The sequence below is a fragment of the Aeromonas sp. ASNIH7 genome, from assembly GCF_002903485.1.
Taxonomy (GTDB): Bacteria; Pseudomonadota; Gammaproteobacteria; order Enterobacterales; family Aeromonadaceae; genus Aeromonas; species Aeromonas caviae.
On the sequence record NZ_CP026226.1, the window covers coordinates 2,550,993 to 2,569,750 of the forward strand.

An 18,758-nucleotide genomic window follows, 5' to 3' on the forward strand; every position below is an offset into this window, starting at 1 on the left:
AGGATTGCCGTCTGCGCGGGCAGTCCCTAGTATTGGCGGCTATTGTTCTTCTCATTCACTACATTGTGGGGCTCTTCATGCGACAGTTCGGTTTCTTTCTGGGGATTGCCATCGGCGTCATCCTGATACTGTTTGGCAGCATCGTCATCTTCCAGGCCCTGCCTGCGGCGCTGGACGTGCTGGAGATGCCGAGCCGGATCCCCTTCGTGCGCGAGGTGTACACCTGGCTGATGAGCAGCGCCAACGGGCTCACCGCCCAGCTGGAGCAGAACTTCCTGGAGGCATTCCAGACGGTGCTCAAGCTGATCCTGCTCATCACTTTCATGTGGGTCTGCGTCAAGCTGGTCAACATGGGGGTGCTGATCATCCGGGCCGGCGTCGACCTTATCCGCACCGCCATCGAGCACAGCGAAGAGAAGGGTGCCAAGCCCACCGAGCAGGACCGCCATTTCTGATCTTCCCCTGCTACGGGTCAGATAAACAACAGGCCATCATGTGATGGCCTGTTTTTATGGTGGCATGACGCTTAAAAAAGTCAGTTAAGCAGTTTTTCCAGCTCCGCTTCGGCATCCGCCCTGGCCTGATCGCTCAGGGTGCCGGAAGTCGCTTCCAGCTTCTCGCCCTGTTGCTGCACCGCCTTGGCCGCTTGCTGCTGTGCACTGGTCGCGGCACTGATGGTCGCTGCGCTGCTGGCGGCTTGTTGCTTCGCCGTGGTTGTGGCACTGCTGGCGGCCTGCTTGGCGCTGTCGCTCACCGCCTTGGCGGCTTGCTGCTGCGCCGTGGTGGCGGCACTGATGGTCGCTGCGCTGCTGACGGCCTGCTTGGCGCTGTCACTCACCGCCTTGGCGGCTTGTTGCTGCGCCGTGGTTGCGGCGCTGCTGACGGCCTGCTTGGCGCTGTCGTTTACCGCCTTGGTGGCTTGTTGCTGCGCCGTGGTTTCGGCACTGCTGACGGCCTGTTTGACGGTGTCGCTCACCGCCTTGGCGGCTTGCTGCTGCGCCGTGGTGGCGGCACTGATGGCGGCGGCACTGCTGGCAGCCTGCTTGGCGCTGTCACTTACCGCCTTGGCGGCTTGTTGCTGCGCTGTGGTTGCAGCACTGATGGTCGCTGCGCTGCTGGCGGCCTGTTTGGCGGTGTCGCTCACCGCCTTTTCGGCTTGCTGCTGCGCCGTGGTTGCGGCACTGATGGCGGCGGCACTGCTGGCGGCCTGCTTGGCGCTGTCGCTCACCGCCTTGGCGGTTTGCTGCTGCGCCGTGGTGGCGGCACTGATGGTCGCTGCGCTGCTGGCGGCCTGTTTGGCCGAGTCGCTCGCCGCCTTGGTCGCTTGTTGCTGCGCCGTGGTGGCGGCACTGCCGATCACCTGTCTGGTGGAGTCGGACAGGGCCTTGCTGGCGCTCTGTTGCAGGCCCCCCATCATGGTGCCCAGCAGAGAACTGCCAGCGCCCGTGAGCCCCTGACCGGCACCGGTCAGGGCCGTGGCGGCCGGGGTGGCCTGGGACTGCCAGCCCTGCATGGCGCTGGGCCAGGTCGGGGTTGCGGCCGTCAGGTTTTCCCCGAAGACCTGGGTCGCCCCGTCACCTTTTTGCACCATGACGGCGAGCTGGTTGGTGTCGGCGTTCCAGACCATGCCGGCCTGCTTGGCTACGTCCGGCACCGGGGCGTAGCGGGAGACCACGTAAAAGAGCGGCCCCTCCTGTTGCAGCTCGTCGGCGGTCTTGAGCAGCTGCATGGTGCTCTCGTAGTTGGGCCCCAGCATGGCGGTCATTCTGTCCTTGATCAGCGGCTGCTCGAACAGGTTGGCCTCGTTCGGATCGAAACCGACCAGCGGCTTGAGCAGGGCCCACATCAGCTGGCTGGTGGGGCTCATCATCAGCAGGGGGGCGACACAGGCGGACAACATCAGGCTCAGGCAGGCAGCCTTGAGCAACGGCATGATACGCATTGACAACATATCCAGTTAATTATCTGATTATTAAGGGTTATTCATTACCGCATCCCGGCGATGCCGGTGGGGGCCCACGGCAGAACCCTGACAGGCCTTTGCGGGCGCAGGCAGGCTATCATATTGCTTCCGGAATGCCAGATGAGCCGACATTTATTGGTCAAGTCGAGGGCTCTGCTGGTCGCTCTACACTTTCACACCCCCGTGACAGGAATTCCCATGATCCGTTGTGCAGGTTGTCTGCTGGCCCTTGGCTGGCTCTTCCCCGCGTTGGCCGCCCCGGCGTCCAACACCCTCAGCCACTCGGTGGGCACCGAGCTGGTGCTGCCCCTTGGTTCGCTGCCCGAGCGGGTGTGCTGGTATCAGGATCAGAAATACTCCCAGGGGGCCCGTATCCAGCAGGGGGAGCTCTGGCTGGAGTGCGCGCCGCAACAGGCGATGGAGACCAATGGTCCCCTGATCTGGCGAGAGGTGACGACGCCGTCACAGAGTGGTGAACCGGAGGGCAACCAGCGGACGATCCGGGTGGGCCAGTGAGCCTTTTCTTGATCCAGCTACAGACACGGGCGTGATCTCTATCGCATAATGCGGCTCTTTCTTCTCTTGACTGGGATCTAAGCAATGGCTCGTCGCTCTTCCAATGCACAACGTCGTCGCAGTAGCTGGTGGTACAAACGCTTGTTGGCAAGGGAGCGGGAAGAGCGCGAAGCGCGTTCCGTCCGGGATTGATACCGCATTGAACAACGGAGCCTCGGGCTCCGTTTTTATTGGTGACTAAACGTGTATTACCGCAGGCAGGTTTATTACCACAGGTGGACAATGGTGCCGCTCTGCCAGTGCACAACGTCGTTGCCGTCGTGAGCTGGCGGTACCAACCCTTGTTGGCAAGGGAGCGGGAAGAGCGCGAAGCGCGTTCCGTCCGGGATTGATACCGCATTGAACAACGGAGCCTCGGGCTCCGTTTTTATTGGTGACTAAAAGAGCATTATCGCAGGCAGGTTTATTACCACAGGTGGACAATGGTGCCGCTCTGTCAGTGCACAACGTCGTTGCCGCCGTGAGCTGGCGGTACAAACCCTTGTTGGCAAGGGGACGGGAAGAGCGCGAAGCGCGTTCCGTCCGGGATTGATACCGCATTGAAAAACGGAGCCTCGGGCTCCGTTTTTATTGGTGACTAAACGTGCATTACCGCAGGCAGGTTTATTACCACAGGTGGACAATGATGCCGTTCTGCCAGTGCACAACGTCGTTGCCGTCGTAAGCTGGCGGTACAAACCCTTGTTGGCAAAGGAGGGAAGCGCGCGAGGGCGCAGTGTCCGGGATGGATACGACATGGAAGAACGGAGCCTCGGGCTCCGTTTTTATTGCTGACTAGAAGTGCATTACCACAGACAGGTTGATTACCACAGGTGGATAATGGTGCCGCGCTGCCAGTGCTCAACGTCGTTGCCGCCGTGAGCTGGCGGTACAACCCCTTCATTCAGCAAAGACCGTCATGCGAGAACGGGGGCCATCAGGCCCCCGTTTTGCTTTTGCAGAGGTTGGCTGCCTGCGACTCAGCGTTGCAGGGCGGCGAGGGCCAGCTCGACCCGCTTGGCGTACTCGGGGTCGGCCTGCTCGAAGTGCCTGAGCTGGGCCGCGACGATGGCGTCATCCTCCACATTGATGAGGGAGCGGGCCAGGTTGGCGGCGAGGCGGGCACGCTGCCCCTCGTCCATCAGGCGGAAGAGATCCCCCGGCTGGCTGTAGTAGTCGCTGTCGTAGTCACGAAAATCGTAGTGCAGGGCAGCCCCTTCCAGACTCAGGGCCGGTTCGTGCTGCTCGCTCGGCTGCTGGGTGCCGAAGCGGTTTGGCTGGTAGTTGGGGCTGGCGCCACCGTTGCTGTCGGCCCGCATGGCGCCGTCGCGGTGGGCACCGTGGTGGAACGGGCAGCGCGGGGCGTTGACCGGCAGCAGGCCGTGGTTGACGCCGAGACGGTAGCGCTGGGTGTCACCGTAGGAGAAGAGCCGCCCCTGCAACATGCGATCCGGCGAGAAGCCGATGCCGGGCACCACGTTGGCCGGGGTGAAGGCGGCCTGCTCCACGTGGGCGAAGTAGTTGTCCGGGTTCTGGTTGAGTTCCAGCACGCCGACCGGGATGAGCGGGTAGTCCTTGTGGGGCCACACCTTGGTGAGGTCGAACGGGTGGATCGAGTAGGTCTGGGCCTCGGCCTCTGGCATCACCTGCACATAGACCTTCCAGCGCGGGAAGTCCCCCCGCTCGATGGCGTTGAACAGATCTGCCTGGCTGGTCTCTCTGTCCTGACCGACGGCGGTGGCCGCCTCTTCATCGGTGTAGAAGCGGTGGCCCTGCTCGGTCTTGAAGTGGAACTTGACCCAGAAGCGCTCGTTCGCGTCGTTGATGAAGCTGAAGGTGTGGCTGCCGTAGCCGTTCATCTCCCGCAGGCTCCTGGGAATGCCGCGATCGCTGAAGAGGATGGTGACCTGGTGCAGGGATTCCGGGTGGCGGGACCAGAAGTCCCAGGCGGCGGTGGCGCTGCGCAGGTTGGTGCGGGGATCCCGCTTCTGGGTGTGGATGAAGTCAGGGAATTTCAGGGGATCGCGGATGAAGAACACCGGGGTGTTGTTGCCCACCAGATCCCAGTTGCCCTGCTCGGTGTAGAACTTGAGGGCGAAGCCGCGCACGTCGCGCTCTGCGTCGGCGGCGCCCTTCTCGCCGGCCACGGTGGAGAAGCGCAGGAACACCGGGGTCTGCTTGCCGACGGCGTTGAACAGGTCGGCCTTGCTGAAGGCGCTGATGTCGTGAGTCACGGTGAAGGTGCCGTAGGCGCCCGAGCCCTTGGCGTGCACCACCCGCTCGGGAATGCGCTCGCGGTCGAAGTGGGCGAGTTTCTCCATCAACCAGATGTCTTGCATCAGGACGGGGCCGCGGGGGCCGGCGGTGAGGCTGTTGTTGTTGTCGACGACGGGGGCGCCGTTGGCGCTGCGCAGGGTCTTGTCGGTCATGGCGGGTCTCCTTGTGATGAGTCGCCAGACTAGGTGAAGTGGGGGAGCGGCTCCAATGGAGTGTGCCTAACCCTTTGATTGGTTTCGCTGATGGGGGTGGAAACAGACGCCAGCCTTGCGGCAAGATGGGATTCAGCCAATCAGGAGGTCTCATGTCCATCACCATTCGCCGCGCCGGGCCGGAAGATGCCGCCGCCCTGCGGGATCTTCACGCCATGCCCCATGCCCAGGCGGGCACCCTGCAACTTCCCTTCCCCTCCCTGCAGCAGTGGGAGCAGAAGCTGACCCCGCGGGATGGCATCTACAGCCTGCTGGCGGAGTGGGAGGGGGAGGTGGCGGGCGCGCTGGTCCTGATGGTGGAGCCGGCCCCCCGCCGCCGCCACGTGGCGAGCATCGGCATGGCGGTACACGATGACTGGGCCGGGCGCGGGGTGGGCACCGCCCTGATGCAGGCTGCGCTGGATCTGGCGGACAACTGGCTCGGCTTGACGCGGGTGGAGCTGACGGTCTGGGCCGACAACCAGGCGGCCCTGGCCCTCTATCGCAAGGCGGGCTTCGTGGAGGAGGGCGTTGCCCGGGATTACGGCCTGCGTCATGGGGTGCTGGTGGATGCCCTCTACATGGCCAGGGTGCGCCGATGATCGACTATCGCGAGCGCCTGACGCCGGTGCTGCGGGCACTGGAGCAGGATCCGGATCTCTCCATCGAGGCGCTGGCGAGTCGCGCCTGCCTCTCCCTCTACCACTTCCACCGGGTGTTCACCGCCGTGGTGGGGGAGGCCCCTGGCGAGATGTGCCGCCGCCTGCGGATGCAGCGGGCGGCCTGGCAGCTCTGCTACACCGATGCCAGCGTCACCGCCATCGCCCTGGGGGCGGGGCTTGGCAGCTCCCAGGCCTTCGCCAAGGCGTTTCGTCGCCACTATGGTTGCACCCCGGGGGCGTTTCGCCGCGACAAGGGCAAGAACGGACACCTGGATCGCAAGGAAGGACACGCATGGCAAGGGGCACTCCCTTATGCTGAAGGCCACTCATCAGCAAGGAGCAACACCATGAACACCGTCGAGATGGACGCCCGCACCCTGGCCTATATCCGCGTGACCGGCCCCTATGGCGAAGGGTATGACGCCGTCTGCCATCGCCTTCACCAGTGGGCCGCGCCCCGTGGCCTGGAAGGGGGAGAGTGGATCTTCATCTACCACGACAACCCCGAGGTGACGCCGCCGGCCCAGTGCCGCACCGACATCGGCATCAGCGTACCGGTGGGGACCCAGGGCTCGGGAGAGGTGGAGATCCAGCACATCCCCGCCGGACGCTACGCCCAGTCCCGCTACCTCATCACGGATCGCAGCCAGTACGGGGAGCGCTGGCAGGAGCACATCGGCGATATCGTCGCGGCCGGGCTCGCCTTTGGGGACGGCCCCTGCTTCGAGCTCTATCACAGCGTGAGCAATGACCCCCTGCGCGATGACGTGAGCTTCTGCTCCAGCGTGCGCTAGGCAGGCGGCAATAAAACGAGGCACCCAAGGGCGCCTCGTTTTATTTGGGGTCCATGACCACCGCAGATATCAGGACTGGCTGGGCACCTTGTTGCGGCGGGACTTCCACCACCAGCGCAGGCGGATCTGGGAGATGAGCATCCCCGCCAGCATCAGGGCGCAGCCGACCACGGCCCGTTCGTCCAGATGTTCCCCCAGCAGCAGGACACCGCCGATGGCGGCGAACACCGTCTCCAGGCTGAGGATGATGGCGGCGTGGGCCGGATGGGCACCGCGCTGCCCCACCACCTGCAGGGTATAGCCGATGCCGACCGAGACCAGACCGGCGTAGAGCAGCGCCTGCCAGCCCGCGACGGCACCACTCGCCGTCGGGGTCTCGATGATGAAGGCCGTGGCCAGGCTGAGCAGGCCGCACACCACGAACTGCACCCCGGCAAGACGAATGGGGGCGACCCGGTTCGAGTAGTGATCCAGCACCAGCAGATGCACGGCCCAGAACAGGGCCCCGATCACTTGCAGCAGATCGCCGTAGCCGATGGTGAACTCCTCGGTGACGCTGAGGTAATAGAGCCCGGCCATGGCGATGAGGGCGCCTACCCAGGTGTTGGCCCCGGTCTTGTGGCGCAGGGCCAGGCCGATGACGGGGACCAGTATGATGTAGAGGCCGGTGATGAAGCCCGCCTTGGCGGCCGTGGTGTAGAGCAGCCCCACCTGTTGCAGGGAGGCGGCGGAGAAGAGCACGGTGCCGGCGATGAGGCCCCCGGTCAGCAGCAGGCGGTGATCACCGGCAGGCTGGGGCGGCTGGCGTGACTTGAGCCACCACAAGAGCGGCAGCAGGGAGAGGGCGCCCAGCAGGAAGCGCAGGCCGTTGAAGGTGAAGGGCCCCATGTGATCCATCCCCAGACGCTGGGCGACGAAGCCCAGCCCCCAGATGGCGGCGGCCATCAATAACATCATGTTTGAACGCATACGGAATCATCCCTGAGAAAGAGTCTCGGCGGCACTCGGGCCCCGCCATTACGATACCTGCGAGAAGGGGCGTTTGTCGTCAGCCATTTGTTGCCGGGCGAGGGCAGGATCAGCGGCTGGCCAGCTTGGCGAGCAGGGGCAGCAGGGCGAGCAGCAGCAGGTTGCCCCTAAGGATCCAGATCACCCAGAACTGCTGCTGGGTGGAGACAAGGGGAGCCCGTCCCTGGCGCAAGGATCGGCGCCAGTGGTGGAACAGCCGGCTGGGGTAGCCAAAGCTGATGGCCATGGCGAAGAACATCAGCAGCTTGGTGCGGTAACCCGGATTGGCAAACAGGATGGCCGGTGGCTGGGGATGGGCGACCACCAGCAGCACTCCCGTGATGAAGATGAGCAGCAGGGCCAGGGCGGCCAGGCTGTCAGCCAGCAGCAGCTTGCGCACCTGCTCGATGGACATGCCGCGCCGGAACAGGAAATACTCCGAGGTGATGGCACCGGTCAGGGTGATCACGGCGCAGTAATGGAGGGCAGTCAGCAGTTCCGGTTTCAACATCCAGGCCAGTTCCTTCTCGTTGGCCACCTGATGCGCTTCCGTTTGGACGCCATCAGGTGGGGCTGATATTCTGACACTACACGATGTCAGGGGATAGCATGGAGTCAGGGTTGGATAAGCGAGCAGTCTCCAAAAAGACCTGGTCCCTGGTGGCACGGATGCGCCTGGGCCTGCTTCTGCTCTTCATTCCCGTCCTGATGCTGGGCGCCATCTACTACTTGCACATGGAGCGCAGCCTGCAGCGAGAGCTGCAACAGCGCCTGCTCGCCACCAATCACCAGTTGCGCCACGTCTTCATCGAACCCTACCTGAACGAGATGGAGCGTCAGTTCTCCCTCATCTACGACCAGGTCAAGGTGGAGGACATCAGTGGCCCCCGTCTGCGCAACACCGACTCCTATCTCAGGGAGTGGCGTCTCTACAAGGGGGTGATGGCGGATCTCATCTACATCTATGTGGGCACCGCCGAGCGCCAGATGCTGATCTACCCCGAATGGCAGGCGGATGCGGACTTCGATCCTAGGGTGCGCCCCTGGTATCAGCTGGCCAGCCAGCATGTGGGCAAGATGGTCTGGACCGAACCCTACTACGACTACACCAACGGCACGCTGGTGATCGCCCTGGCGCGGGCCATCACCGACAAGGAGGGCAAGGTGCGGGGGGTCTTCGCGGTGGATGCCATCCTGGCCCCCTTCTCCGCCCAGCTGAACCGGCAGTGGAACAGCGGCTACCAGATGATCGTCAACCAGTCGGGCAAGGTGTTGGCCCACCCCGATCCCTCGCAACTGCTCAAGCCCATGACCCACCCGACCTGGCTCTCCCGCTTCAGCGGGGAGGACGGCATCTTCCTGGATCAGGCGTCTCGCCAGTTCGTGGCCTACAGCCGCCTGCCTGACCACAACTGGGTGCTGATCAGCGTGTTGCCCGCCTCCAGCATCCAGGCGGTGGTGGCGAGCGCCTCCCTCAACGTGCTCGGGATCATCGTGCTGGCCAGCGTGCTCTACATGGTGCTGGCACTGATCTGGTCCCGTTATTTCAGGCGGATGCTGGACGAGATCTCCACCGTGATCCGGGCCAGCCGGACCCAGCCTGACGAGGTGCACCAGGGGGGGATGCGCGAGCTCAGGCACGTCTATGCCGAGCTGGCGGAGGTGAGCAAGGATTATCACGAGGTGCGCCAGCAGGCGAACCTCGACAAGCTGACCGGCCTTTACAACCGGCGCTTCTTCGACGAGCGGTTGAATCGGCTGCTGCTCGATCAGGACAGCTTCTGCCTGGCCATGATCGATCTGGACGGTTTCAAGCGGATCAATGACACCTATGGTCACCAGACCGGGGACGTGGTGCTCAAGCGGGTGGCCAGCTTTGGCGCCAAGCTGCTGGGGGATCATGGCTGGGTATGCCGCTATGGCGGGGAAGAGCTGGTGGTGCTGTTCGCCAATCCGGATATCCACTTCTGCCAGATGCTGCTGGAGCAGTACAGGATGGGGGTGGCCTCTCTGCACTGGCGTGAACCCGGTCTTGGGATCACCTTCAGCGGCGGCCTGGTGGCGAGTGCCCCCGGGCTTGGGGCCAGGAGCCTGCTGACCATGGTCGATGCCGAGGTCTATCGCGCCAAGGGTGACGGCAAGAATCGCATCTACATGGTGGATCCCCTGGCTCCCCGGGACGACTCGCCCTCAGGGGATGGCATGTTGAGCAAAGAAGAGGCCTGAGGGCCTCTTCTTCATTGCGCGGATCAAGGGTGCAACTGCCAGGTCCAGAGGGGCCAGCCCAGCTCCTCGGCGCACTGGCGCAGGGCGGGGGCCGGATTGACCGCATGGGGATGGCTCACCGCCTGCAGCATGGGCAGATCGTTGTGGGAATCGCTGTAGCCGAAGCTCCCCTGCCAGAGGTGTTCCTTTCCGGCAAAGAGCTGGTTGATGCGGACCACCTTGCCTTCGCGAAAACTCAGGGTGCCGCGGGTCTGGCCGGTCAACATGCCGGCTTCCTCGTCGAGCAGGATGGCCACGCAGTGATCCATCCCCAGCATCTGCGCCATGGGGGCCACCAGATGCTCGCCGGAGGCGGAGATGAGCACCAGCTCGTCGCCACGCTGGCGGTGCCACTCGATGCGGGCCAGCCCCTCGGGGTAGAGGCGCTCCCGCAGCACCTGTTCGGCAAAGCGGGTGCAGAGGGAGTCGAGCCACTGGCGCGTCCTGCCTGCCAGCGGTTGCAGGGTGAAGGCCATGTACTGGTGCATGTCCATCTTGCCCTGGTGGTAGAGGGACATCATGGCCTGCTCCTCGGCCACCATGCCCGCCGGGGCCAGCTCCTGGGCCACCATGTACTCCAGCCAGAGGCTGGCGGAATCCCCCGCTATCAGGGTCTCGTCCAGATCAAACAGTGCCAGGGCCATGGCTGCTCCTCGGGTTGGCTGCCAGCATCGGGGTACTGGCTGAAAAATGAATGGGATTCATGGCGTTATGCTACCTCACAGAGTTGATCCCGGGCCACCACCAGGGTCACGGCGCTGCCTACCGGCAGCAGATCACCGGCACGGCGGTTGAGGCAATCCACCGTCAACAGCCCCGCCTCGCACTCCACCTGATAGCGGATGACGTTGCCGAGCAGCTGCTGCTGGCGAACGATGCCGGGCAGGCTGGGCTCGTGGCTGCCCGCCCCGGCGGGCAGCAGGATGATGGACTCCGGCCGCAGCGCCAGCTTGCCGCGAAAGCGCGGGCCGAACAGGGATTTGGCCTGCTCGCCACCCAGCAGGTTGTAGTTGCCGATAAAGCCCGCCACGAACTCGCTGGCGGGACGGGTGTAGATCTGCTCTGGCGTGCCGCTCTGGACGATGGAGCCCTTGTTCATCAGGAAGATCCGATCCGACAGGGTCAGCGCCTCCTCCTGATCGTGGGTCACGAAGATGGTGGTGAGCTCGAGGCGCTGCTGGATCTCGCGGATCTGCTGGCGCAGGCTGCGGCGGATGCGGGCATCCAGCGCCGAGAGCGGCTCATCCAGCAGCAGGATCCGCGGCTGCACCACCAGCGCCCGGGCCAGCGCCACTCGCTGGCGCTGGCCGCCGGAGAGCTCGGCTGGATAGCGGCGCTCGAAGCCGGTCAGCTCCACCAGCTCTAGCGCCTCCTGTACGCTGGCGGCGAGATCCCGCCCCGGCTGGGGTTTCATCTTGAGGCCGAAAACGACGTTGTCCCACACCGTCATGTTGGGAAACAGCGCATAGCTCTGGAACACCATGCCGATGCCCCGCTTCTGGGGGGCCTGCCAGGTAATGTCCTCACCGGCCACCCGCACCTGACCACCATCCACCGGGGTGAGCCCGGCCAGGGCCCGCAGCAGGGTGGATTTGCCGCAGCCGGAGGGGCCGAGCAGGGTCACAAGCTCCCCCTTGCGGATGCCGAATTCAATCCCCTCGAACACCTTGGTGTCACCGTAGGATTTGTGCAGTTGATTCACTTCTAGATGGAACATGTTGATTCACCGATGAAATCTGTTGGCTGCCCAGGTGAGCAGCAGGGTCAGCAGGAAGTAGCTCATCACCAGGGCGCTGGTGAAGTGGCCCGAGGTGGCACGCATGTTGTAGAGGTAGACCTGCAGGGTCTCGTAACGGGTGCCCACCAGCATGTTGGCAAACACGAACTCGCCGAGCAGGAAGGAGAGGGAGAGAAACAGTGCCGCCAGCAGCCCCTTGCGCAGGCAGGGGATCACCACCAGCAGGAAGGCGCGGGCACTGCTCGCCCCCAGCAGATGAGCGGCATCCATCAGATCCTTGAGCGGCACCCCTTGCAGGCTGTTGGCCAGCGCCCGGTACATGAAGGGGAGCACCACGGTGAACCAGGTCCCGATCAGGATCCACGGCGTGCCGATAATCGGCAGCACGCCGTCAGCGTAGATCTGCAGCAGCCCCACCGAAGAGACCACGGGCGGCACCGCGAAGGGGAGCAGGATCAAGAGGTTCATCCAGGGATCCAGCCTGGGGAAGTAGTAGGCCACCACCAGCACGGTGGGCACCAGCACCAGGGTCCCCAGCAGCAGGGTGGCGAAACAGACCAGGAGGCTGCGGCCAAAGGCCGCCAGAAAGCGCGGATCGCCCCAGAGCTTGAGATACCAGTCGAGGGTAAAGCCATCCGGCAGCAGGGTCGCCCCCCAGCGGGTGGAGATGGAGTAGAGAAAGGTGGCCAGCAGCGGCAGCAGCAGGGTGGCGACCAGCGCCCCCAGCACCCATCTGGGCCAGCGCGGCGTCAAATCATGCATGGGATTGCCCCCTGTTCACATAGCTCTTTTTCAGCAGCCACTGGTTGGCGGCTGTCACCACCCCCAGCAGCACCATCAGGATCACCGCCAGCGCCGCCGCGAGATTCGGCTCGAGGAAGATGTCGCCGGAGACCAGACTGGCCACCCTGATGGTCACCAGGTTGAAGTTGCCGGTGGTGAGGGCGTAGGCGGAGGCATAGGCTCCCACCGCGTTGGCAAACAGGATGATCAGGGTGCCGAGCAAGGCGGGCGTCAGCACCGGCAGCGCCACGTGCCACACATACTGGCCCTTGCTGGCGCCAAGCAGGGCGGCGGCCTGGGGCCACTCATCCTGCAGGGCGTCGAACGCCGGGTAGAGCAGCAGCAGGGCAAGCGGGATCTGGAAGTAGGTGTAAATCAGGATAAGGCCGCTGCCCGAATAGAGGTTGAAGCCATCGATGAGGCCCCAGGATTTGAGCAGCAGGGTCACCGCGCCATTGATGCCGAGCACGATGATGAATGCGAACGCCAGCGGCACGCCGCTGAAGTTGCCCGTCATGGTGACGAAGGCCAGCAGCAGCCGCTTGACCCGCTCGCCGCTGTGGCGCAGCGCCGCGGCCCCGAGGGTGCCGATGGCGAGCCCCGCCAGGCTGGCGATGCCGGCGATGCGCAACGAGTTGCCGAAGGATTGCAGATAGAAGGGGGAGCTCAAAATCTCCCGGTAGTGGTCGAGACCCCAGCCATCGGGGGTCTGGACGCTGCCCACCAGCACCCACACCATGGGGGCGAGCTGGAACAGGATCATCAATAGGACAAAGGGCAGCAGCACCAGGGCCGGCAGCCAGTGGCGGCGCACCCGGCGTGGCTTCACCTGTTGATCCGCGAGGATCTCGGTGGTGGCAGGCATCATCAGTGCACCTCGCGCATAAAGGCCGCCTTGAGCAGCGGGGGGGCTGCCGGCTTGTCGTGGGGAACTCCCAGCAGATCCGCCATCAGGGCGCAGAGCTGGGTCTGGGCGATCGCCACCCCATCCGGCCAGCGCTCGACGAAGGCATCGCCAAAGAGCCAGAGCGGCACGGTGCGCTCCTCGGCCAGGGTGCCGCCATGGCTGAGATCGTTGTTCATGCCGTGATCCGAGGTGATCACCACCTGATACCCCTCCGCCAGCCACTGGGGCAGCAGGTCGGCCAGCAGGCTGTCCATGCGGCGCGCCTGATTGCGGTACTGGCGGGAATCGAGGCCAAACTGGTGGCCAGCGTCATCCACCCCCATGGGGTGGATCAGCAGAAAATCGGGGTCGTACTGGCTGCGCAGCCACTCGCCGTCCATCAGCAGGTGGCTGTCGGGGTAGCCGTCATCCCAGTAGAAGCAGCCGTGCTGGATGGGCAGTTGCTCGTCATGGGTGAAGCGATCGCGGGCCGCCAGCCAGGGGCTCTGGTTGTAGAGCTCGCTCACCCAGTGGTAGGCCGCCGCTGCGGTGCGTTTACCCGCGGCCCGGGCCAGATGGAAGATGGAGTCGTGTTGGCTCAGGCGCGTCACCCCGTTGTGGGTGATGCCGCTCGCCACCGGCGGCAGGCCGGTCAGGATGCACTCGTAGAGAGGGCGGGAGAGGGAGGGCAGGGCGGCACTCAGGGTCGTATGCAGGCCGCGCTCTGCCTCCACCATGCCACAGAGGTAGCCCATGCAATGGGCTACCTCTGCTGCCAGGCCATCCACAAGTACCACTATCACCTTGTGTTGCACTGGCCACTCCTTACTGCATGTTGATCATGACGGTTTCCTGCCACTGGCGCGGCAGGGCCTTGGAGCTCTGCTCCCAGGCGGCGTGATCCTGCACCGGCTTGGCATTGGCATACTGCTCGGCCGGCAGCAGCTTGGCCTTGACGTCATCCGGCAGGGTCACGTTGCTGCGGATGGGGCGGGCATAGCCACGGGCCAGGTTGATTTGACCTGCATCGGAGAGGATGTATTCCCGCGCCAGCTTGGCGGCGTTGGGGTTCTTGGCCCACTTGTTGATGATGGTGGTGTAGCCGGCGATGACTGAGCCGTCGCTCGGGATCACCACATCAAACTTCTTGGGGTCGATCTGGTCGCGGTAGTTGAGGGCGTTGAAGTCCCACAGCACCCCCACTTCCACTTCGCCTTTCTCGATGTTGGCGATGGTCGGGTCGTTCAGCGACAGACGGCCCTGCTTGGCCAGCTTGCCGAACAACTCCAGGGCGGGTTTCAGATTCTTCTCGCTGCCGCCGGTGGCATAGGCCGCCGCCAGCACGCCGTTGTTGGCCTGGGAGGCGACGCCTACGTCACCCAGGGTCACCTTGTAGTCGCCACCCAGCAGGGATTGCCAGCTGGTGGGGGCGGCCTTGACCAGATCCTTGTTGATCAGGAAGGCGATGGTGCCGGTATAGGCCAGCATCCAGTGGCCGTCCGCATCCTTGGCCCAGTTGGGAATGTCGGCCCAGGTGGAGGGCTTGTAGGGCTGGGTGACCCCCTGCTTGACCGCCACCGGGCCGAAGGCGCCGCCCACGTCGCCGATGTCGGCGGTGGCATTGGCCTTCTCGGCGGCGAACTTGGCGATCTCCTGGGCGGAGCTCATGTCGGTATCCTGATGCTTGATGCCATAGATGCTGCCGAGCTGCTGCCAGGTATCCTTCCAGTTGGCCCAGCTGTCCGGCATGCCGACGCTCTGGAGCTGGCCCTCACCGCGGGCGGCTTTTTCGAGATCCGCGATGTTATCGGCGGCAAACAGCGGTTGACTGATGGCCACCAGGGCCAGTGCACTTGCGATCACGCTTTTCATCATCCCATCCCTCTGGACTAGGTCAGTTAAGGTTCGAGAGGGATGCTAGAGGGGAAATATGACGGTGGCGGGGCGCTTTGATGGCAGTTTCGTGACAATCGCCCTGTCATGGCGCTGTCATCAGGGGCGGTTACAACTCGGGGTCGACAACCTCTGGTCTACTCCAGTGGTGTGCAAACCCGAATGACCGACAGGGATGTGACAGTGACAGAGCGATTGAGTGAACAGGGGATGGCCGATGGCCGCACACCCTCCAAGTGCGAACAGATTTGCCGGACCCTGCGCCGCTATATCGGCAGCGGACACCTGGCGGCGGGGCAGCAGCTGCCCGCCGAACGGGCGCTGAGCGAGCGCTTCGCCACCACCCGCATCACCATCAAGGAGGCGCTCTCCAGCCTCGAGGCGGACGGCCTCATCTACCGGGCCGAGCGGCGCGGCTGGTTCGTGGCGCCGCCTCGCCTCACCTACGATCCCGCCATCCACACCCACTTTCACCAGTGGATTGGCGAGCAGCAGCGCACCGCCGAGACCCGGGTGCTGGCTCATGGCAACCAGCTTGCCAGCAGCGAGTTGTGCCGCTGGATGGGTCTGGAACCCTTTACGCCGCTCTACGAAATCCGCCGCCAGCGGCTGATCGACGGTCGCCCCGTGCTCCACGTCAGCCATCACCTGCTGGCGAGCCGCTTCCCCGGCATCGCCAGCGCTCCCCTGGCCAGCTCCCTCACCGAGCTCTACCGACAGCGCTATGGCATAGGCCAGGGCTGGGCGAGCCTCGAGATCACCCCGTCGGCGGCACGGGGAGAGATAGCCCGCGCCCTCAACCTGGCCCAGGGGAGCGCCGTGCTGCGGTTGGTGCGGGTCAATCATGACGAGGAGGGGAAGCTGGTGGATTGCGACATCGAGCACTGGCGACCGGACGCCATCCGCATCTGCCTGGATACCCGGGCACTGCAACCGCTCGCCACCGGCGCGCGGCAGGTGCAACTGGCAGAGTAGCGGCGTTCTAGCACTGACATGGCGGATCCCGCAGGATCCACCGGGATCAGTTGTCGATGTTGGGGATCAGATCGTCGAAGCTCTGGTAGCCGCAGTCCGCCAGTTGCAGGGACATGGTGTAGGTCTTGCTGCCCTCCCGCTGGCCGATGGCGGGGCGGTTGAGCTTGAGCTCCTGATGCCAGTACTCCTTCATGCGATCGATCAGCGCCATGGCCTCGCTTTCCCCCAGATGGAGCTGGCACAGCGCCATGTAGTTGTTGGGCCTGTGCATGTTCTCCACCAGATAGTCCCCCAGCACCGACATGGCCTGGCGCGCCTGCTGGCGGGCGAAGCGGCTGTGCTGCTCGAAGCTGATGCGCTCGCTGATGAGGAAGTGGTAGCTGTTGTCGATGCCAAGCTGCAGGATGCCGAGCTTCTCCAGCTTGCGCAGATAGAGGTAGCAGGAGGCATCGGTCAGGCCGTACTCCCGCTTGAGATCGATAAGGGTCTTGTCGCGCCAGAAGATGTTGGCGAGGAAGGCATAGAGCCCCGGCTCCTTGTGAAACGCCTCGTCCTGCTCCTGGGTAAAGACGGCCCGGCGGCTCTGGGCATCCTGGGTCCGGTCCAGCAGCTCTTCGAAGGAGAGTCCCACCAGATGGCAGATCTCCAGCAGAGTGTCGAACGGCAGGGAGGGCTTGTTCATCATGCGCTTCACGGTGGCGATGGAAACCCCCATGGCTTCTGCCAGGGTCTGATAGCGGATCCCCTTGTCGGTCAGGGTTTTCTTCAGGGTGTCGAGGATGTGATTGGCCAGTGTCTGGCTGTAGGTCATGCAACTATTCCTTTATCTGCATTTTTAGTCGTGTCAGAAATTGAGTGGTTTGTCTGTATCGGGCTCAAATTTTGACACCTAGAAAAACCAGAGGAGGGTAACCCGGTGATAATGGCGGAAATGGCCTGACCAGTTGTGGTGCAAGGTGGCAGAAAATGACACTCGGTGGTGCATATCCTTCAACCTTTCAACATTTTGCTGGTGATGCATATTACATCGCACATAATTCAACACGAATCGGATTCAATACCTTCCTGGTTGAGAAAACGATTGTTTGCTTCCAATTTAAGGGTTTTTTTAACCGCAAGGTTTTATTCTTTCCTGGCATTGAGCGGAACTCGCAAGAGGTCCGCTTTTTTTCTTTTCTCCGAATCTGAGCCCGTCGTCAAGAATGGGGCGCAGTTTTGGTACTTCCTGCGCCACCGACCCCGGAAGGCAGTCCTTTATTCCCCCTGACCGGCAAACAGCTTGGGGATCTCCCGCACCAGCCAGCTCTTGGCCTTGCCCATGGTGTCTCGCCGCCAGGCCAGCACGACCTGGATCTGGTGGCGATATTCGGGACTGATCACCTTGAGTCTGCCCGCCTTGATGTCCTCTTCAATCCAGCGTTGCGGCATGGTGCCGATGCCGAGCCCCGCCAGCAGGGCGTCCCGCTTCTCCCCCATGGTGCTGACGGTCAGGCGCGGCTGCTTGTCGAGCAGGCGGTAGGTGAGCACCGGCTTGCGCAGCGCCGTGTCGGCCACCGCGATGGCGCGATAGCGGCGCAGGGTCTCGTCCGCCAGGGGCTCGGGTTCCTGATGCAGGGGGTGATCGGGGTGGGCGACGTAGAGCATCACCTCCTCCCTGAGCACCTGGTGCTTGATGCCGGTCATGGCGATATCGGCATTGAGGGAGGAGATGAGCAGGTCGGCGCGACCATCCTCCAGGCACTCCCAACTGCCCGCCAGCACCTCGGCGCGAAACCTCAGCCGGGTATCGGTCTGTTCTGCCAGCCGATCCACCAGGGGGTAGAGAGCCTGTACCGGCATCAAGGCATCGACGGCGATGGTGATGTCGGTCTCCCAGCCACGGGAGAGGGCCCGGGTCTCCCCCACCAGGTGCTCGGCCGCCTCCAGCAGCACCCGGCCCCGCTCCAGCAGCATGCGGCCCGCCGGGGTGAACTTGGTCCTGTGGCCGCTGCGGTCGAACAGCATGGCGTCCAGCTCGTCTTCCAGCTTTTGTACCGTGTAGCTCAGCGCCGAAGGCACCTTGCCCAACTCGTCGGCCGCCGCCGCGAAGCTGCCACGACGGTCGATGGCGTCCAGCACCCGGATCGCCTCCAGGGTCAACGCCCGCTCCTTGTTCGATTCCTTGGCCATATCAAACCTTCAATTTTTTTGAATGTGTTTACCAGATTATCTCGCTAACAACTTAGGGGAAGTCACTTTAATATTCAATCAACGCTTAGGCAGGAACGCCTGGCAGCCAAATAAAAGGTAGTTCCGGGCTGAGACATCCCCAAACACGATGTCTGATGTCAGCAAAAGAACAACATAGTATTTGAATGATCTCTTGCATGGATGCATTGATTCGGGCCCAAGGGGCCTTGGCAATGACATAAAACCCAAGAGAGTGAATGAACATGAAAAACGTAATCAAGATGCTGGCCGTTGCAGGCCTGATGACCGCAGGTGCCGCCCAGGCTTCCGTTCCCGCTGACTTCAATGCCGCCCCGGGCGTGCTGTTCGTCAACTGGAGCGCCACCGCCGCGATGGACGGCAAGGCCAACCCCATGCTGGAGGTGCGCGACGAGTCCGGTGATCTGCTGGCTTCCGTCCACGCCAACCTGATGGGCACCCAGCAGGTCGCCATCCCGAGCCGTACCCAGGGCAAGCTGACGGTGAGCCTGGGCAACGAAAGCAGCAGCTACCGCATCCCCTTCGGTCTGGGTGACGGTCGCCAGCGTTAATGAACCAAC

Annotated in this window: 19 protein-coding genes; 7 read left to right on the plus strand and 12 right to left on the minus strand. The window is 63.6% G+C overall.

Annotation, left to right across the window (positions count from 1 at the left end):
* The first annotated feature begins 77 nt into the window (after positions 1 to 77).
* On the plus strand, positions 78 to 455 hold the full coding sequence (locus C2U47_RS11985) for a hypothetical protein (RefSeq protein ID WP_010675931.1): 378 nt from the start codon (positions 78 to 80) through the stop codon (positions 453 to 455).
* An 80-nt stretch (positions 456 to 535) separates the two neighbouring features.
* On the opposite strand, the gene C2U47_RS11990 is transcribed toward C2U47_RS11985, so the two are convergent.
* Positions 536 to 1,942: a hypothetical protein gene (locus C2U47_RS11990; protein ID WP_049636435.1), complete on the minus strand. Its 1,407-nt coding sequence runs from the start codon at positions 1,940 to 1,942 to the stop codon at positions 536 to 538.
* A 219-nt stretch (positions 1,943 to 2,161) separates the two neighbouring features.
* Between C2U47_RS11990 and C2U47_RS11995 the strand changes: the two genes are divergently transcribed.
* On the plus strand, positions 2,162 to 2,479 hold the full coding sequence (locus C2U47_RS11995; RefSeq protein ID WP_039040821.1) for a DUF1496 domain-containing protein: 318 nt from the start codon (positions 2,162 to 2,164) through the stop codon (positions 2,477 to 2,479).
* 1,019 nt (positions 2,480 to 3,498) lie between these two features.
* On the opposite strand, the gene C2U47_RS12000 is transcribed toward C2U47_RS11995, so the two are convergent.
* Positions 3,499 to 4,947, minus strand: a complete 1,449-nt coding sequence (locus C2U47_RS12000) for a catalase (RefSeq protein ID WP_039040138.1) — start codon at positions 4,945 to 4,947, stop codon at positions 3,499 to 3,501.
* A 152-nt stretch (positions 4,948 to 5,099) separates the two neighbouring features.
* Here C2U47_RS12000 and C2U47_RS12005 point away from each other — a divergent pair, with 152 nt between their 5' ends.
* Entirely contained in the window at positions 5,100 to 5,588 is a 489-nt protein-coding gene (locus tag C2U47_RS12005; RefSeq protein WP_010675925.1) for a GNAT family N-acetyltransferase, read from the plus strand.
* A complete protein-coding gene (locus C2U47_RS12010) occupies positions 5,585 to 6,442 on the plus strand; it encodes an AraC family transcriptional regulator (RefSeq protein WP_049636434.1) in 858 nt (285 codons plus the stop codon). Before C2U47_RS12005 ends, C2U47_RS12010 begins: the two co-directional genes overlap by 4 nt.
* Positions 6,443 to 6,511: 69 nt before the next feature.
* Here the strand turns inward: C2U47_RS12010 and C2U47_RS12015 are convergent, their stop codons facing one another.
* Positions 6,512 to 7,411: a DMT family transporter gene (locus C2U47_RS12015; protein WP_049636433.1), complete on the minus strand. Its 900-nt coding sequence runs from the start codon at positions 7,409 to 7,411 to the stop codon at positions 6,512 to 6,514.
* A gap of 109 nt (positions 7,412 to 7,520) precedes the next feature.
* A complete protein-coding gene (locus tag C2U47_RS12020) occupies positions 7,521 to 7,961 on the minus strand; it encodes a DUF2214 family protein (RefSeq protein ID WP_029314852.1) in 441 nt (146 codons plus the stop codon).
* Between the two features lie 110 nt (positions 7,962 to 8,071).
* On the opposite strand from C2U47_RS12020, the gene C2U47_RS12025 reads away from it, so the two are divergent.
* Positions 8,072 to 9,676 carry a sensor domain-containing diguanylate cyclase gene (locus C2U47_RS12025; protein WP_049636432.1) on the plus strand — a complete coding sequence of 535 codons (1,605 nt, stop codon included), beginning with the start codon at positions 8,072 to 8,074 and terminating at the stop codon, positions 9,674 to 9,676.
* Between the two features lie 23 nt (positions 9,677 to 9,699).
* Here the strand turns inward: C2U47_RS12025 and C2U47_RS12030 are convergent, their stop codons facing one another.
* The 6 genes from C2U47_RS12030 to C2U47_RS12055 form a co-directional block, all read right to left on the minus strand.
* Positions 9,700 to 10,359 carry an HAD family hydrolase gene (locus tag C2U47_RS12030; RefSeq protein ID WP_049636431.1) on the minus strand — a complete coding sequence of 220 codons (660 nt, stop codon included), beginning with the start codon at positions 10,357 to 10,359 and terminating at the stop codon, positions 9,700 to 9,702.
* A gap of 65 nt (positions 10,360 to 10,424) precedes the next feature.
* Positions 10,425 to 11,432, minus strand: coding sequence for an ABC transporter ATP-binding protein (locus C2U47_RS12035; protein ID WP_043154986.1), 1,008 nt, complete (start codon positions 11,430 to 11,432; stop codon positions 10,425 to 10,427).
* 6 nt (positions 11,433 to 11,438) lie between these two features.
* Complete coding sequence (locus C2U47_RS12040; RefSeq protein ID WP_039040132.1) at positions 11,439 to 12,215, minus strand: ABC transporter permease; 777 nt, start codon at positions 12,213 to 12,215, stop codon at positions 11,439 to 11,441.
* Positions 12,208 to 13,104: an ABC transporter permease gene (locus C2U47_RS12045; protein WP_049636430.1), complete on the minus strand. Its 897-nt coding sequence runs from the start codon at positions 13,102 to 13,104 to the stop codon at positions 12,208 to 12,210. Before C2U47_RS12045 ends, C2U47_RS12040 begins: the two co-directional genes overlap by 8 nt.
* Entirely contained in the window at positions 13,104 to 13,937 is an 834-nt protein-coding gene (locus C2U47_RS12050; protein WP_049636429.1) for an alkaline phosphatase family protein, read from the minus strand. Before C2U47_RS12050 ends, C2U47_RS12045 begins: the two co-directional genes overlap by 1 nt.
* 10 nt (positions 13,938 to 13,947) lie before the next feature.
* Positions 13,948 to 14,994: an ABC transporter substrate-binding protein gene (locus tag C2U47_RS12055; protein WP_049636428.1), complete on the minus strand. Its 1,047-nt coding sequence runs from the start codon at positions 14,992 to 14,994 to the stop codon at positions 13,948 to 13,950.
* Positions 14,995 to 15,177: 183 nt separating this feature from the next.
* On the opposite strand from C2U47_RS12055, the gene C2U47_RS12060 reads away from it, so the two are divergent.
* The gene (locus C2U47_RS12060) at positions 15,178 to 15,990 is read left to right on the plus strand and encodes a UTRA domain-containing protein (RefSeq protein ID WP_039040129.1); all 813 of its coding nucleotides are present in this window, start codon (positions 15,178 to 15,180) and stop codon (positions 15,988 to 15,990) included.
* A gap of 46 nt (positions 15,991 to 16,036) precedes the next feature.
* Here C2U47_RS12060 and C2U47_RS12065 read toward each other — a convergent pair whose 3' ends face one another.
* Both C2U47_RS12065 and C2U47_RS12070 read right to left on the minus strand, forming a co-directional pair.
* The gene (locus C2U47_RS12065; protein WP_010675913.1) at positions 16,037 to 16,801 is read right to left on the minus strand and encodes a helix-turn-helix domain-containing protein; all 765 of its coding nucleotides are present in this window, start codon (positions 16,799 to 16,801) and stop codon (positions 16,037 to 16,039) included.
* A gap of 443 nt (positions 16,802 to 17,244) precedes the next feature.
* Positions 17,245 to 18,159, minus strand: coding sequence for a LysR family transcriptional regulator (locus C2U47_RS12070; RefSeq protein WP_010675912.1), 915 nt, complete (start codon positions 18,157 to 18,159; stop codon positions 17,245 to 17,247).
* A 257-nt stretch (positions 18,160 to 18,416) separates the two neighbouring features.
* Here C2U47_RS12070 and C2U47_RS12075 point away from each other — a divergent pair, with 257 nt between their 5' ends.
* Complete coding sequence (locus tag C2U47_RS12075) at positions 18,417 to 18,749, plus strand: hypothetical protein (protein ID WP_041211883.1); 333 nt, start codon at positions 18,417 to 18,419, stop codon at positions 18,747 to 18,749.
* Positions 18,750 to 18,758: the final 9 nt, after the last annotated feature.